The organism is Albimonas pacifica, from assembly GCF_900113695.1.
Classification (GTDB): Bacteria; Pseudomonadota; Alphaproteobacteria; order Rhodobacterales; family Rhodobacteraceae; genus Albimonas; species Albimonas pacifica.
On sequence record NZ_FOQH01000003.1, the window covers coordinates 55,016 to 69,832 of the forward strand.

General features: G+C 76.5%; 12 protein-coding genes. 5 read left to right on the top strand and 7 right to left on the bottom strand.

Annotation, left to right across the window (positions count from 1 at the left end; translation table 11 throughout):
• Nucleotides 1-43 precede the first annotated feature (43 nt).
• The gene (locus BM064_RS06040) at nucleotides 44-835 is read right to left on the bottom strand and encodes a class I SAM-dependent methyltransferase (RefSeq protein WP_092858863.1); all 792 of its coding nucleotides are present in this window, start codon (nucleotides 833-835) and stop codon (nucleotides 44-46) included.
• On the bottom strand, nucleotides 832-1,632 hold the full coding sequence (locus BM064_RS06045) for a hypothetical protein (RefSeq protein ID WP_092858864.1): 801 nt from the start codon (nucleotides 1,630-1,632) through the stop codon (nucleotides 832-834). Before BM064_RS06045 ends, BM064_RS06040 begins: the two co-directional genes overlap by 4 nt.
• Nucleotides 1,633-1,749: 117 nt before the next feature.
• On the opposite strand from BM064_RS06045, the gene BM064_RS06050 reads away from it, so the two are divergent.
• Nucleotides 1,750-3,057 (top strand): lipopolysaccharide biosynthesis protein, encoded by a 1,308-nt coding sequence (locus BM064_RS06050; protein WP_092858865.1) that lies wholly within the window; start codon nucleotides 1,750-1,752, stop codon nucleotides 3,055-3,057.
• A gap of 7 nt (nucleotides 3,058-3,064) precedes the next feature.
• On the opposite strand, the gene BM064_RS06055 is transcribed toward BM064_RS06050, so the two are convergent.
• The 5 genes from BM064_RS06055 to BM064_RS06075 all read right to left on the bottom strand — a co-directional run bounded on the left by BM064_RS06055 (nucleotide 3,065) and on the right by BM064_RS06075 (nucleotide 8,474).
• The gene (locus tag BM064_RS06055) at nucleotides 3,065-4,423 is read right to left on the bottom strand and encodes a hypothetical protein (protein WP_092858866.1); all 1,359 of its coding nucleotides are present in this window, start codon (nucleotides 4,421-4,423) and stop codon (nucleotides 3,065-3,067) included.
• 95 nt (nucleotides 4,424-4,518) lie between these two features.
• A complete protein-coding gene (locus BM064_RS06060) occupies nucleotides 4,519-4,770 on the bottom strand; it encodes a hypothetical protein (protein ID WP_143103267.1) in 252 nt (83 codons plus the stop codon).
• A gap of 195 nt (nucleotides 4,771-4,965) precedes the next feature.
• Nucleotides 4,966-6,033: a GDP-mannose 4,6-dehydratase gene (gene gmd / locus BM064_RS06065; protein ID WP_092858868.1), complete on the bottom strand. Its 1,068-nt coding sequence runs from the start codon at nucleotides 6,031-6,033 to the stop codon at nucleotides 4,966-4,968.
• Nucleotides 6,034-6,100: 67 nt separating this feature from the next.
• Nucleotides 6,101-7,528, bottom strand: a complete 1,428-nt coding sequence (locus tag BM064_RS06070) for a WcaI family glycosyltransferase (RefSeq protein ID WP_218160966.1) — start codon at nucleotides 7,526-7,528, stop codon at nucleotides 6,101-6,103.
• Nucleotides 7,529-7,592: 64 nt separating this feature from the next.
• Nucleotides 7,593-8,474 carry a sugar transferase gene (locus tag BM064_RS06075; protein ID WP_177236161.1) on the bottom strand — a complete coding sequence of 294 codons (882 nt, stop codon included), beginning with the start codon at nucleotides 8,472-8,474 and terminating at the stop codon, nucleotides 7,593-7,595.
• A gap of 355 nt (nucleotides 8,475-8,829) precedes the next feature.
• On the opposite strand from BM064_RS06075, the gene BM064_RS06080 reads away from it, so the two are divergent.
• The 4 genes from BM064_RS06080 to BM064_RS06095 all read left to right on the top strand — a co-directional run bounded on the left by BM064_RS06080 (nucleotide 8,830) and on the right by BM064_RS06095 (nucleotide 14,800).
• Nucleotides 8,830-11,091 (top strand): polysaccharide biosynthesis tyrosine autokinase, encoded by a 2,262-nt coding sequence (locus tag BM064_RS06080; protein ID WP_092858870.1) that lies wholly within the window; start codon nucleotides 8,830-8,832, stop codon nucleotides 11,089-11,091.
• Between the two features lie 223 nt (nucleotides 11,092-11,314).
• The gene (locus tag BM064_RS06085) at nucleotides 11,315-12,448 is read left to right on the top strand and encodes a glycosyltransferase (RefSeq protein WP_092858871.1); all 1,134 of its coding nucleotides are present in this window, start codon (nucleotides 11,315-11,317) and stop codon (nucleotides 12,446-12,448) included.
• The gene (locus BM064_RS06090; RefSeq protein WP_092858872.1) at nucleotides 12,445-13,419 is read left to right on the top strand and encodes a GDP-L-fucose synthase family protein; all 975 of its coding nucleotides are present in this window, start codon (nucleotides 12,445-12,447) and stop codon (nucleotides 13,417-13,419) included. The genes BM064_RS06085 and BM064_RS06090 overlap by 4 nt, the downstream gene beginning before the upstream one ends.
• A gap of 397 nt (nucleotides 13,420-13,816) precedes the next feature.
• Complete coding sequence (locus BM064_RS06095) at nucleotides 13,817-14,800, top strand: HpcH/HpaI aldolase/citrate lyase family protein (protein ID WP_092858873.1); 984 nt, start codon at nucleotides 13,817-13,819, stop codon at nucleotides 14,798-14,800.
• Nucleotides 14,801-14,817 lie beyond the last annotated feature (17 nt).

Sequence of the window (14,817 nt, forward strand, 5' to 3'; positions counted from 1 at the left end):
GCCCGGCCCCCCCTTCGGGGCGCCGGCCGCGGGCGACGCGCCCTCAGCGTCGCTTCAGGAACACGTGCAGGTTCGCGTCCATCGCCGGCGGCAGGATCGACTGCAGGCCCTGCATCGCCCGCCAGGCGAGGGCGGAGCGGCCGGCGTAGGCGGGCTCGGAGTTCCAGCCGTGCACGTGGTGGGACCAGGCCTGCGCCGGGAAGGCGCGGGCCAGCGCCCGGCGGGTGTTGAGCCGGTAGCAGGTGGGGAACACGTCCTCGTCGCGCCGGTGCGGCTGGGCGCGGGAGAGGACGGCGGCGTGCAGCCGCGCGGGGATCGCGCGCGAGGCCATGGCCACCAGCCCCCAGCGGTTGGGCGTGCGCGCGCAGAGCCAGCCGCCGGGCCGCAGCAGCCGCGCGCATTCGGCGGCGAAGGCCTGCGGGTCGGCCACATGCTCGAGCACGTGATCGGCGAGGATCAGGTCCACGCAGGCGTCGGGCAGGGGCACGCGCTCGGGCGTCGGCATGGTCAGCGCCTCGTCGAGCGAGGGATTGGCCAGCACCGCCGGGTCCGGGTCCGCCCCGATCACCCTGGCGCAGCGGCCGCGGAGGTCCATCAGCCTGCGGCGGAACGAGACCGGGTCGTCGAGATGCGCCCGCCCCCGCCCCGCGCCCAGGTCCAGCGCCACCGCCTGCGGGGTCAGAAGCGCCGCCACGCGGGTGTAGAAGATCACCGTGCCGTCGATCGCCGAGAAGCCGCCCGCCCCGCTCTCGGGATGCAGGCGGGCGCGCAGGCGCTGCAGGGGCGGCTCGGCCGCGCGGGGGGGATCGGCGGGCGGGCGGGCGGTCTCGGTCATGCCGGAACCCTTTCGCGGGCGGGGGCGCGCAGGGCCGCGGGGGCGCCGGCGCGCAGGATGTCGTGAAGGTCGAGCGCCTGGGCCCGCAACGCGGCGACCTCCGGCGCGCGGGCGGCGCGCGCGAGCGCGGCGGCGGCCTCCGCCGCCTGCTCGCGGCGGCGGGCGCGCGCCGCCTCGTCCCGGGCGGGCGAGTAGCTGACATGGGCGCGTCCGACGCGGGCCTGGGTCAGGCGGTCGACATGGGCCCAGGCGCGGGCCTCGCGCGCTTCGTCCCAGGCGGGGAGCGGCCAGTCGAGCCCGAAGCGCGCGATCAGCGCCGCGGCGACGCCGGGGAACGGGCCCGTGGCGGCCTCGAACGGCGCCACCAGCAGCCGGCCGGCAACGCCGGTCAGCCCGGCGTGGAAGCGCACGTATTCCTCGAAGCCGAGTCCCGCGTCGTAGATCTCGGGCTCGCGCAGCAGCAGCGAGGCGACGGCCGCGTCGGGGGCGCGCAGCAGCAGGATCGCCGGCAGCCCCCGCCGCGCCGCCGCGCGCAGGGAGGCGGCGGCGTGCAGGTGCTGGGCGACCTGAAGCTGCGGCCAGGCCTCCCGCACGCAGCCCTCGATCCAGGAGTTGGCGGAGCGGGGAAACCCCTCCACCACCAGCTGGGTGCGGGGGCCCACCGCATGCTCCGGCCGCGCGAGACGGGCGAGCGGCAGGTAGAGCCGGTCCGCCTCCGCCAGGCGGTTGCGCAGCCGGCGGCGCAGCCGCGGCCAGGCGCGGGGCCGGGGCGGATCGGCGGAGGGGCTGGTCGGCATGGGGCCTCCCGTGCGGAGCCGCGGCGCGGCGGGGGGATCGGTGTCCTGGGAACGATATGTTTACCAGTCTCGTTAAGATTGCGTTTCGACGCGGCGCGATCGGCGAGGGGAGACAGCATGGAGCGGACCGCGGACCCTGCCGGCGCCCGGTCGCCGGGCGCGCCGCGGCGCGGGCGGTTCCTGCGCGCGCTGGGCGGGGCGGCGCTGGCCACGCTGGCGGCGCGGGCGGCGCAGTTCGCCATGGCGCTGGCGCTGGGGGCGCAGCTGGGCCCCGCGGGCTTCGGCCAGGCGGCCTTCGCGCTGGGGGCGGGGACGCTGGCGGGCCAGCTCGGCGCCGGCGGCTGGCCCGCGCTCGCCGTGCGCCGGACCGAGGCGCTGGCCGCCCGGCCGGCCGAGCTGCGGCGGCTGATGGCGATCTCGACCCGCGCGGCGCTGCGCGGCGGGCTGGCGGCGGCGGGCCTGCTGGCGGCGGTCGCCGCGGGGCTTGCGCTGGCCGGCGGGGCGGGGGGGCTCGCCGAGGGGCTCGCCCTCGCCGCCCTCGTCGCCCCCGGCGCGGCGCTGCGGCGGCTGGGGCGCCAGCAGCTCTCGGCCCTGTTCCGCCCCGCGGCCGGCGTCGCGCTCGAGGATCTTGCCGCCCCCGCCGCGACCCTGGCGGCGGCGCTGGCGGCCTGGCCGCTGGGCGGGCTCGCGGGGTTCGGGGGGGCGGCGACGGCCGTGGCGGTCTTCGCGGCGGCGGGGGCGGCCTCGGGCTGGGCCTCGCTGGCGCTGGCGCGGCGCGTGGCGCCGCCCGGCGCGCCGACGGGCGGAGAGCCTGCGATCTGGGCCGCAGAGGCGCGGGCGCTGCTGCCCTCGCTCGCGCCGCGGATGCTGCTGGCGCGGGCGGACATGCTGCTGATCGCGCCGCTGCTGGGGTTCGAGGCGGCGGGCCTCTATGCCGCCGCGCAGCGCCTGGCCTTCCTGATCAGCGCGCCGCCCCTGCTGCTGGCGCAGGTGCTGCAGCCCTGGATCAGCCGGGCGCTGCATGCGCGCGACCGGCGCCGGCTGCTGCGGACGCTGGGCGGGGGCGCGGCGGCGATCCTGGGCTGGGGCGCGCCCGCCGCGGCGGTGGTGATCGCCTGGCCCGAGGCGCCCACGCGCCTGTTCGGCGAGGCCTTCGGGCCGGCCGGGCCGGCGCTCGCGCCGCTGGCGCTGGCCGAGCTCGCGGCCTCGCTGGCGGCGCCGCTGATGGTGGCGGCGATCTCGGGACCGGGAATGCGGGCGCTGGGGCGGGCGGGTCTGGCGCTGGCCGCGGCTCAGGCGCTGGCGATCGCGGCGGTCGCGCCCTCGGCCGGCGCGGCGGGGGCCGCCTGGACCGTCTGCGCCACGGCCTGGGCGCTGGCGCTGGTCACGGCGCTGGCGGCGCGGGGCGCGCTGCCGGGGCGCTGAGCGCCGCTCACGCCCAGGCGGGCGCCCGCTCGCGGGCCGTCGAGCGCCGGCGCCACTGCACGCTCAGCCACGAGATCACGGCGATGGCGACCACGATGCGCAGCGAGGCGCGGATCGGGTAGGTCTGCAGCTTCAGCAGGCACACGAGGTAGAGGGGGAACAGCGCCGCGCTCACCGCGTCCCCGTCGCGGAAGAAGCCGAGCGTGAGCTGGCGCGTGGCCGCGAGGCAGGCCGCGAACAGCATCGGCGCCGCCAGCGGATGGAAATGAACCGCCTCGCCGAAGGCGGAGAAGGGGACGTAGATGTTGATGCGCTGCTCCATGTCGCCCACGTCGAAGCCGTCGAGGAACGAGGGCAGGGGGCTGAAGCTCAGCGCCTGGTAGCCCGGATCGTAGACCGGCGCGTGGCGCAGGGCGTTGGCGAAGCTCATGCCCGCGTCGAAGGAGGTGGCGCCCAGCTTGGCCGCGAGCCAGCCCAGGTGGCCCACGTCCAGCGCCTCGATCACCGGCAGGACCGAGCCGAGCCCCTGGGTCGCATGCCCCCGCCCGGCGAGCGCCACCACGAAGCAGCCCAGGATCAGCAGCGTGTAGACCGCGAAGGCGACCGCCCCGCGCAGCCCGCCCCGGCGGCGGGAGAACACGCGGCCCATGAAGAACACGAAGACGTAGACCATCAGGTAGCGCGAGTAGACCGCCAAGCTGAAGGCGAAGGCATAGGCGCAGACGCCCAGCAGCAGGGCGGTCTGCAGGTCGGGGCCGCGGCGCGGCGCGGCCTCCTCCCCCGGCTCGCCGCGGTCGCGGATCGCCAGCAGCAGGAAGGCGGGCAGGGCCAGCGGGCGGAGCACGTTGTTGACGAAGGCGCCCAGGCCCAGCCCGACGCCGTTGCGCGTCGGGTCGGCGAGCGAGAGATACTCGCTGTTCAGCACGAAGGCGTCGCGGTCGATCATCGCCAGGTGCAGCCCGCAGACCGTGGCGGCGAGCACGGCGTAGAGCCGCGCGGCCCCGCTGGCGCGGGCGCGGGCCAGCGCCGCACGCAGCGCGCGCGCAGCGTCCGAGGGTCCCGTCGCCTGCGGCGCCGGCCGCCAGCCGATCACCGACAGCGGGCCGATCAGCGCCTGCACGGAGAAGAACAGGGCGGTGGGGGCGAACTGCTCCCCCAGCCGGATGGTGGGCATCGGCGAGAGGCCCATCGCGGGCAGGTGCACGCCCGCGGCGATCACCGCCCAGAGGGCGAGGATCCCCGCGAAGCAGAACCCGCTCCACATCACCGCTGGCGCGTACCAGGCGGTGCGGCGCCAGCAGAAAAGGACGCAGAGTCCTGAGAAGCCGGCGGCGGCGAGGCCTGCCGGCAGAAGGTCGGGCGGCATGAGAAGCTCCCGGCGCCGTTCTGGTCGGGAGCAGGATCGCCGCTCAGGGTAAAGGCGGCGTTAACCGACCCGTCCCAGGGAGGGGCCGGCCGGGGTCAGGCGGATTGGGTGTGAAGCTCGGCGCGGGTCTTCGCCTTGGCGCGGTCGCGCTCGGAGATCGCGTCGACGGTCACGGGCTGCAGGCGTCGGCGGCCTGCGGCGCGGGCCTGGAGGCCCGCCACGATCAGCGCCACCGCGACCCCGCCGGCCGAATGGGCCGCCAGCGCCATCATCAGCGGCAGGTCCATCAGCAGCGCCGTCAGGAGGAACATCAGTCCCGAAGTCGTGCCCAGAACAAGAGCACCCATACGCACCTCTCACACGCTACACGTCCGATGCCTCCGCCCGACGCGGACCAGCCCGCAGCGGGGTGCCTGGAGACATTGACCGGACAACCCTAGAGAGTTTGATATGAACCTCCGCTGAAGATTCGCGCGGATCGCGAGATCCGGCCGTTCGGACAACCGTTTCCCGGGCCGACGGGACGCGCCGCAGGGCGTCGCTCAGGCCATCCGTTCGGCACGGGGCAGGCCCTCGCGTCCCATCAGCTCGAGATCGGCGGCGACCATCTCGCCCACCAGCGAATCGAAGTCGCTTCTGTGGGTCCAGCCCAGCCGCTCGCGCGCCTTGGCCGGGTCGCCGATCAGCAGGTCGACCTCGGCGGGGCGGAAATAGCGGGGGTCGATCTCCACCCGGATCTCGCCCGAGGCCGCGTCGATCCCCTTCTCGGCCAGACCCTCGCCCTTCCAGTCGAGCGCGATGCCCGCGGCGGCGAAGGCGCGCGAGGCGAAGCTGCGCACCGAATGCGTCTCCCCCGTGGCCAGCACGTAGTCGTCGGGCGTCTCCTGCTGGAGGATCCGCCACATCCCCTCGACATAGTCGCGCGCATGCCCCCAGTCGCGCCGCGCGTCGAGGTTGCCCAGGTAGAGCCGGTCCTGCAGCCCCAGCGCGATCGCCGCCACGGCGCGGGTGATCTTGCGGGTCACGAAGGTCTCCCCCCGCAGCGGGCTCTCGTGGTTGAACAGGATCCCGTTCGAGGCGTGCAGGCCCCAGGCCTCGCGGTAGTTCACCGTGATCCAGTAGGCGTAGAGCTTGGCGCAGGCGTAGGGGCTGCGGGGGTGGAAGGGGGTCGTCTCCCGCTGCGGCGTCTCGGCGACCTGGCCGTAGAGCTCGGAGGTCGAGGCCTGGTAGAAGCGGCAGGCCCCCTCCAGCCCCAGGATGCGGATCGCCTCCAGCAGGCGCAGCGTGCCCAGGGCGTCGGCGTTGGCGGTGTACTCGGGCGTCTCGAAGCTGACCTGGACGTGGGACTGGGCGGCGAGGTTGTAGACCTCGTGCGGGCGCACCTCCTGCATGATGCGGATCAGGTTCGAGCCGTCGGTCATGTCGCCGTGATGCAGGCGGAAGCGGACGTTGCCCTCGTGCGGGTCGCGGTAGAGGTGGTCGACGCGGGCGGTGTTGAACGACGAGGCGCGGCGCTTCAGGCCATGCACCTCGTAGCCCTTCTCGAGCAGCAGTTCGGCGAGATAGGCGCCGTCCTGTCCGGTGACGCCGGTGATCAGGGCGCGTTTCATGGGGCGGCTCCATTCGCGGTTCGGGTCGGGGACGCCCCGGGGGAGGGCGTGGAAAAGGCGGACGGGGTCATCCGCGTCTCGCCAGGCGGGCGGCGGGCAGGGCGGGCTCCTCGAAGGGCGCGGCGCGCGCCGGCGGACCGAAGACGGAGGGCGCGGGCGCCCCGCGGCCGGCGGCGGCCATGGCCCGAAGCTCGAGCTCGGCCGAGGCGATGGCCGAGGCGCGGTCCCAGCGGGCCAGCGCACGGGCCCGCGCCGCCTCGCCGAGCGCCGCGCGCATGCGGGGGGCCGCGGCCAGGGCGGCGATCGCCTCGGCGAAGGCGGCCGCTTCGCCCGGCGGCGTGACGAGCCCGCAGCCCGCGACCTCCGCGGCGAGCTGCGTGCCCTCCGCCGCCGTCGCCGCCACCGGCCGCCCGGAGGCGAGCATGTTGGCGAGCTTCGAAGGCAGCACCAGGTCCGCCGCGCCCGCCACCTGCGGCAGCAGGTGCAGGTCCGCGAGGCCCAGCAGATCCCCCAGCCGGTTCATCGGCTGCAGCGGGCGCAGGGCGAGGTTGGGCAGGTCGCCCCCCTCCGCCCGCAGGCGGGCCATCCCCGGCCCCTCCCCGCAGATCACGAAGACCAGGTCCTCCAGCCCCGGGCGGCCGGCGAGGCGGCGGGCGGCCTCCAGCACCAGGCCGAGCCCCTGCTTCGCGCCCAGATTGCCCGAGTAGAGCGCCACGCGCCGCCCCTCGAGCCCCCACTCGCGCCGGTAGGGCGAGGGGCCTGGGAGCGGGCGGATCGAATCCTCCGCCCAGTTGCGCAGTTCGCGGATGCGGCCGGGGGGGACGCCCTTCGCGGCCAGTTTCGCGCGCATCGCCGGGGAGATCGCCGAGACCCGGTCGAAGCGGCGCAGCAGCCCGGCCTCGAAGCGCAGCGCGGCGCGGGCGGCGAGGCGGCCGGCGCGGCCGCGCGAATCGATCAGCCCGGCGCCGAACGCCGCCTCGGCCTCGAAATCCTGCACGTGCAGCCAGGCGGGGACGCCCGCGAGGCGCGCGGCGGCCAGCGCCGCGGGCGCCGCGAGCGCCGCGGGCGCCACGGCCAGCACCGCGTCGACCCCGCGCAGGGCGCGGGCCAGCAGCGGGGGCGACGCGGCGGCGGCCCAGCTCGCCTGCTGCAGGATGCGGCGGGCGGCGGTGGGGCGGGCGGGGATCGGGTGCGGGCAGCGGATCACCTGCACCCCGCGCTCCTCGCGCGCCGACCAGCCGCGGCCGTGGCCCGGCATCGGCGCCCAGGCGGGATACCAGGGCGTGGCCGAGACCACCGTCACCGCGTGTCCGCAGGCGGCCAGCCCCTCGGCCAGGCCGGTGGTGTAGATCGCCACGCCGACCGGCTCGGGCGCGTAGTTCATGCCCAGCACCAGCAGGCGCATCCCCGGAGCGGCGGCCGGCGGCGGCGCCTCGAGGCGGAGCGGCGCGCGGGGCAGGAGCGTGGGCGCCGGGAAGGTCGGTCGTCGGGTCATGGGCCTCGCCTGCATTGGGGAACGGGGGAAGGGCGTCCGGCGGCGGACGGGGGGCGGCGATCGGTCAACGGCCGTCTCCGCGCAGCACGATGGCGGCGGTGCGCAGGATCACCCGCAGGTCGGCGGCCAGCGACAGCTCGCGCCAGTAGCGGGCGTCCTCGACCGCGCGCAGGGCGAAGTCGCCGCCCTCCCCGCGCGGCCCGATCTGCCAGAAGCCGGTGAGACCGGGGCGCAGGCTCTCGTAGAGCTCGGGCATCGCGTGCATCCGGCGCTGCGGCGGCGTGTAGGGGCGGGGCCCGACCAGGCTCATGTCGCCCGTGAAGACGTTCCAGAGCTGCGGCAGCTCGTCGAGCGAGGAGCGGCGCAGCAGCCGCCCCGCGGGGATCACGCGCGGGTCGCGGTCGAGCTTCTGGCGACGCTCCCACTCCGCCGCGGCGGCGGGGTCGTCGGCCAGCAGGCGGTCGAGCTCGGCCTCGGCGTCGGGGGCCATGGTACGGATCTTCCAGCAGGTGAAGCGGCGCCCGCCGCGCCCGACCCGCACCTGCCCGTAGAAGGCCGGCGCCCGGCCCGAGCGGGGGTCGAGCCGCACCCAGGCCGCCAGCAGCGCCACCAGCGGCAGCGCGATCGGGGCCGCGGCGAGCACCAGCGCCAGGTCCAGCCAGCGCTTGGCGTAGGTCGCGTAGAGCCCCCGGGGCGGCGCGAAGACCGGCGGGCGCTGGGCGGCGCGGGCCCGGGTCTCGCCGTCGCGCAGCGCGGCGTCGACCACCAGCCGCAGGTTCGGCCAGCTCGCGGCGTCGCGCAGGGCCAGCGCCCGCCAGGCCTGGGGATCGTCGTCGGCGGGGCCGGGCGGCTGGCCCGGCCGCCCCGCCGTCTGCGGTCGCGGGAGCGGCCCAGGGGCCGGCTGGGCGTGCGGCCGGGATGCGGCGCGGGGCGGCATGATCGCCATTCGGCTCTCCGTCCGTCGACCTGTCGTTGCGGGGGCCGGGCCCGGGGTCCTCCCCGGTCCAAGCCGCCGCCCCGCCAGGGCCCCCATCGCTCCCGTCCTCGGCCCGCAGAATTCCCGGGAATGGTTAACTCGCCCTTAAGTATGGCGGCGAAAAGTGAACGGGCCGGCGGAACAGCCGGTCGGCGCCGCGCCGCGGCGTCGCCCGCGTCCTCGTGAAGGGACCGAAACCCGAGATGCGGCGCCGTCGATTCGACCTCCGGCCGGGGCTCTCGCCCGCCAGGCCGACCCTCTCCGCCGTGCGGAAGAACGCCGCCGGCCGCCCGCGCCGCCTCTCCCCCGATTCCGGAGCCGCTCGATGAACGACCAGTCTCCGCCCCCCCAGGCGCGCGACTCGCGACCCGCCCATTCGCCGCGGGCGCTGCCGCCCCGCCGGCCGCCGGCGCCTGCGCCGGACCTGTTCGAACCCCGCGCCCTGCTGCGCCTGCTGCGGCGGGAGGCCTGGCGCATCGCGCTGGTGCTGCTCGTGGCGCTGGCGCTCGCCGGCTGGCGGCTGATCGCGGCCACGCCGATGTGGCAGGCGGAGGCGACCGTGGTGCTCGACACGCGCGAGGCGCAGGTCGTCGACATCGAATCGGTGATGTCCGGCCTCTCGGCCGACAGCTCCGTGGTGAACACCGAGGTCGAGGTGCTGCGCTCGCGCAACCTGATGGACCGCGTGGTGGCGAAGCTGGAGCTCGAGGCGGACCCCGAGTTCAACCCCGACCTCGCCCCCCCCGGCCTCGCCGACCGGGCGCTCGGCGCGCTGAGCGGGCTGCTCGACGACGGCCTGGGCGCGGCGCTGGCGCCCGCGCTCGACGCCGGCGCGCCGGCCGAGCCGGAGGACCCCGCCTTCCGCCGCCGCCAGACCGCCATCGACCGGCTGCTGGAGCGGCTGAGGGTGCAGAACGTGCCGCTCTCCTACGTCTTCGTGATCCGCGTGGAGAGCCGCAGCGCCGCCAAATCTGCGCGCATCGCCAATACGATAGGCGATCTCTACATCCTCGATCAGCTCGAGGCGAAGTTCGAGGCGACCCGCCGCGCCACCTCCTGGCTGAGCGAGCGGGTGGCGGACCTGCAGGTCGATCTCGAGGCGGCGGAGGAGCGGGTGAAGGAGTATTCGGCCTCGACCTCGCTGATCTCCGAGGCCTCGCTGGAAGTCACCAACCGCCAGATGAAGGAACTGCGCGAGCGCCGGGCCGAGCTCGATGCCCGCGGGGCCGAAGCGGCCCTGCTGATCGAGCGGCTGGGCGCGCTCGCCGCCCGCATCCGGTCCGGCGGGCCGGAGGCCGCCGGGGCCCGCGCCGAGGCCGCCGCCCTGCTGGGCGACCCGCGGCTCGAGGCGCTGGCCGCCGACCTCGCGCGGCCCGGCGGCGCCGGGCGCGAGACGGCGCTGGCCCCGCGCTTCGACGCCATGCTCGCCGCCTCGGTCGAGCGGCTGGAGCGCGAGCGCGTCCGCCATGTCGCCCAGGCGCAGGGGATCGAGACCTCGATCGGCGAGCTGGAGGGACGGATCTCCGAGCAGTCCGAGGACCTCGTGCGTCTCCGCCAGCTCCAGCGGGAGGCGGAGGCGAGCCGGCTCCTCTACGAGTATTTCCTCGGCCGCATGAAGGAGACCTCGGTCCAGCAGGGCATCCAGGAGGCCGACAGCCGGATCCTGTCGCCGGCCGTGGCGCCGCTGGACCCGGCCTCGCCGCGCAAGGGGCTGACGCTGGCGGTGGCCGCGACGCTGGGCCTCGTGATCGGCGTCGGCTGGGCGCTGGCGCGCGAGACGCTCGACGACCGCGTCCGCGGCCCCGAGCCGCTGGAGGCCGCGACCGGCCTGAAGGTGATGGGGGTGATCCCCGACGCACCCTCCCGGCGGCGGGGGGCGGCGCTCAAGCTGCTGGTGGAGAAGCCGTCGTCCGCGCTCGCCGAGGCGGTGCGGAACCTGCGCACCTCGGTGCTGCTGTCGAACGTGGACCGGCGGCCGCAGGTGGTGATGGTCACCTCCTCGGTGCCGGGCGAGGGCAAGACCACCACCACGCTGATGCTCGCCCAGAACGCCGCGGCGCTGGGCAAGCGGGTGCTGGTGATGGAATGCGACCTGCGGCGACGGGTGTTCCAGGCCTATTTCGGGCTGGACGAGAAGACCGGCCTGCTCTCGGTCCTCTCCGGTCAGGCGACGGCGGATCAGGCGATCCGCCACGATCCGACCACCGGCCTCGACGTGCTGACCGGGCAGCGCAGCCGGGCCAACGCCGCCGACGTGTTCAGCTCCGAGCGGTTCGGGGAGCTGATGGAGGAGCTGCGCGAGCGCTACGACTTCATCTTCATCGACACGCCCCCGGTGCTGGCGGTGCCCGACGCGCGGGTGATCGCGGGGCGGGCGGACGCGGTGCTCTACGCGGTGCGCTGGAACGCGACGGGCAAGGAGATGGTGAAGGCCGGCCTCGACCTGTTCGAGCAGATCGGCCTGCGCGTCACCGGCCTGACCCTGACCCAGGCGGACCCCAGGGGCCTCGCGCGCTATGGCTACGCGGGCTACGGCTATGGCTACGGCTACGGGGCGGCGGCCGCGAAGAAATATTACACGACATGAGCCCGCCGCCCCCGCATCCCCGCCGGCCGAGAGGCCGAACCTCGATGCCGGCCGAGCCGCCGGCTCGGGCGTCCCGGCCGCAAGCCGCGCCGCTCCGCAGCCCCGCCGCAGGAGCGCTGGCGGGCGGGAAGGCTCGCCGCGGTCCGCCCTCGCCCCGCGGGCGCCTGGCGCCGCGCGCGGCCTCGCCGGGCGCCGGGCGCCCGCGGGGGAGGGGCGCGCCCGGATGAAGCCCGCCGCCTTCCCCCACGTCCGACCGGCCGATCTTGCGCAGGCGCGCCGCGTCCCGCCGCTTCCGGTCATCGGCAACCTGCCGCCCCCGGTGACCGGGCAGGCGGCGATCACCCTCGCCGCCGCGCGCTGGCTGGCGCGCGCCGGTCCGGCGCCGCGCCTCTCGCTCTCCCCCGGCGCCGCCCGGGGGCCCTGGCGGCACCCGGTCCGGGCGGCCCGGACCCTGCGCGCCGCGGCCGCCCTGCTCGTCGCCCGGCTGCAGGGCGGGCGGCGCGCCTATCTCGCCGGCGACGGGGGCTGGGGGCGGGGGCACCAGCTCCTCCTGATCCTCGTCGCGCGGGCGCTGGGGATGCGCCTGCGGCTGCACCACCACTCCTTCGCCTATCTCGACCGGCCCGACCGCCTGATGCGCCTGGCGCTGGCGGCGGGCGGGGGCTGCCTCGACCACGTCTTCCTCTCGCCCGCCATGCGCGCCCGGTTCCGCGCCGCCTACGGGGGCGACGGCGCCCGCGACCTGGTGATCCCCAACGCCGTGTTCCTGCGCCCGGAGCCGCGCCCCCGGCCCCCCCGGCCGCCGGGTCCCCTGCGCGCCGGCCTGCTCGCCAACCTCACCGCCGCCAAGGGCCTGCACGAGGTCATCGCCCTCGCCGAGAGCGCCGAGTCCCGCGGCCTGGCCCTGGAGCTGCGCCTCGCCGGGCCCGTCGCCGATCCCGCGGACCTCGCCGCCCTGAAGGCCGCGCTGATGCGGCTGCCCGGCCGGCTCTCCTGGACCGGCGGGCCGGTCTCGGGCGAGGCCAAGGCCGCCTTCTACGACGCGATCGACGTGTTCCTCCTGCCCACCACCCATCGCGACGAGGCCGAGCCCGCCGTGATCTGGGAGGCCGCCTTCGCCGGTGTGCCCGCGCTCGCCTGGGGCCGCGGCGCGATCCCCGAGCAGGCGCCGCCCGGCTTCCACCTGGACCCCGCCGAGCCCTTCGGGCCCTGGGCGCTCGACCGTCTCGCCGCCCTGCAGGCCGATCCCGCCGCCCTCGCCGAGGCTTCGCGCGCCGCCCTCGCCCGCGCGGAGGCCGCGGCCGAGGCCGGGGCGCGCGCCCTCGCCCTCCTCCTCGCCGAAAGGGACCGGCCATGACCGCAGCCCCCCTCTACCCGCTCGCCGGGCGCCGCGTCTTCGTCGCGGGCCATGCCGGCATGGTCGGCGCGGCGCTGGTCCGCCGCCTGGCGCGCGAAGACTGCGAGGTGCTGACCGCCCCGCGCGCGCAGCTCGACCTCGCCGACGCCCGCGCCGTGGCGGCGTATTTCGCCGACCGGCGCCCGCAGGCCGTGTTCCTCGCCGCCGCCCGCGTCGGCGGCATCGAGGCGAACCGCACGCGGCCCGCCGACTTCCTGTGCGACAACCTCGCCATCCAGCTCGCCGTGATCCACGAGGCCTGGCGCGCCGGCGTCGAGAAGCTGATGGTCCTGGGATCGTCCTGCATCTACCCCCGCGACGCCCCCCAGCCGATCCGGGAGGAGGCGCTGCTCTCCGGCCCGCTGGAGCCCACAAACGAGGCCTATGCGGTCGCCAAGATCGCCGGCCTGAAGATGGCCCAGGCCTATCGCCGCCAGCACGGCGCCGACTTCATCGCGGCCCAGCCGACCAACCTCTACGGGCCCGGGGACAACTACGACCCCACGGGCTCCCACGTCCTGCCCGCCCTGATCCGCCGCGCGGCCGAGGCGGCGGACGCGGGCCGCCCCCTCGAGGTCTGGGGCAGCGGCGCGCCGCTGCGCGAGTTCCTGCACGCCGACGACCTCGCCGACGCCCTGGTCTTCGTGATGGAGCGGTGGTCGCAGGACCTTCCGATCAACATCGGCTCGGGGGAGGAGATCTCGATCCGCGGCCTCGCCGCCCTCTGCGCCGAGGCCGCCGCCCTGCCGGGAAGCCGGCCGCCGCCGCTGGTCTTCGACGCCTCGAAGCCGGACGGAACCCCGCGCAAGCTGGTCGACCGCTCGCGTCTCCTGGCGCTGGGCTGGGACGGCGCCCGCCCGCTCGCCGAGGGCGTCGCCCAGGCCATGCGGGACTGGCGCGCCGGCCGCGAGCCCCGCCGCGGCGCCGCCTGAGCCGGACCGCCTCCGCGCCCCTGCGCGCTCGCCCCGCAGGACGGACGCCGGCCCCGGTCCCGCCGGGAGGCGCCCGCGCCGCAGGGCGCCCCCCGCCCCCTGCGCCGCCGCCCGCCCCGCCGCGGCGAGCGCGCCGGCGCCACGGACGCGCCCGTCGCGCCGCGGTTCCGACGCCGGCCTCCAGCACCGCCCGGGATGGGAACGATCCGCGGCCCGCCCCCGCCCGCCCCCGGCGCTCCCGACCCCCCGCCGCGGCGGGCGGAGCCGCGCCACGGGCGGGCGCGTCGCGCCGCGGCTCCCGCGCCGGCCTGCTGCGCCGGGGCGCGTTGACGCGGCCCGGGACATAATCTAGCTCTCGCGCGACCGTCCACGACGCTTTCTTGCCGGAGGAGCCTTCATGAGCTTCAGGGTCCAGCCCACCCCGCCCGCGCGCCCCAACCGCTGCCAGCTCTTCGGCCCCGGCTCCAACACCAAGCTGTTCCCGAAGATGGCCGCCTCGGCCGCCGACGTGATCAACCTGGACCTCGAGGACGCCGTCGCCCCCGCCGACAAGCCCCAGGCGCGCCGCAACATCATCGAGGCGATCAACACCATCGACTGGGGCAAGAAGACCGTCTGCGTGCGCATCAACGGCCTCGACACCCCGTTCTGGTATCGCGACGTGGTCGAGGTGCTCGAGGAGACCCAGGGGCGCCTCGACATGTTCATGATCCCCAAGGTGGGCTGCGCCGCCGACGTCTACGCCGTCGACGCGCTGGTCTCGGCCATCGAGGCCGCCAAGGGCGCGACCAAGCGCATCGCCCTCGAGGTCATCATCGAGACCGCCGCCGGCCTCGCCCATGTCGAGGAGATCGCCGCGGCCTCGCCCCGCCTGCAGGCGATGAGCCTCGGCGCCGCGGATTTCGCCGCCTCGATGGGCATGTCGACCACCGGCATCGGCGGCACCCAGAAGAATTACTACATGCTGGCCGACGCCTCCGGGAATGGGGAGGGCGAGCGCACCGTCTCCTACCCCGACCCCTGGCACCACGTGACCTCGGCCATCGTCTCGGCCTGCCGCACCCATGGCATCCTGCCGGTCGACGGGCCCTTCGGCGACTTCTCGGACCCCGAGGGCTACCGCGCCCAGGCCCGCCGCTCCGCCACCATGGGCATGGTCGGCAAATGGGCGATCCACCCCAACCAGATCGCGCTGGCGAACGAGGTCTTCACCCCCTCCGACGAGGCCGTCGCCGAGGCGCGCGAGATCCTCGCGGCGATGGAGGAGGCGACCCGCTCCGGCGCCGGCGCCGTCACCTACAAGGGGCGGCTCGTGGACCTCGCCTCGGTGCGCCAGGCGCAGGTGATCGTGAAGCAGGCGGACATGATCGCCGCGGGCTGAGCCCCGCGCCCCGCGCC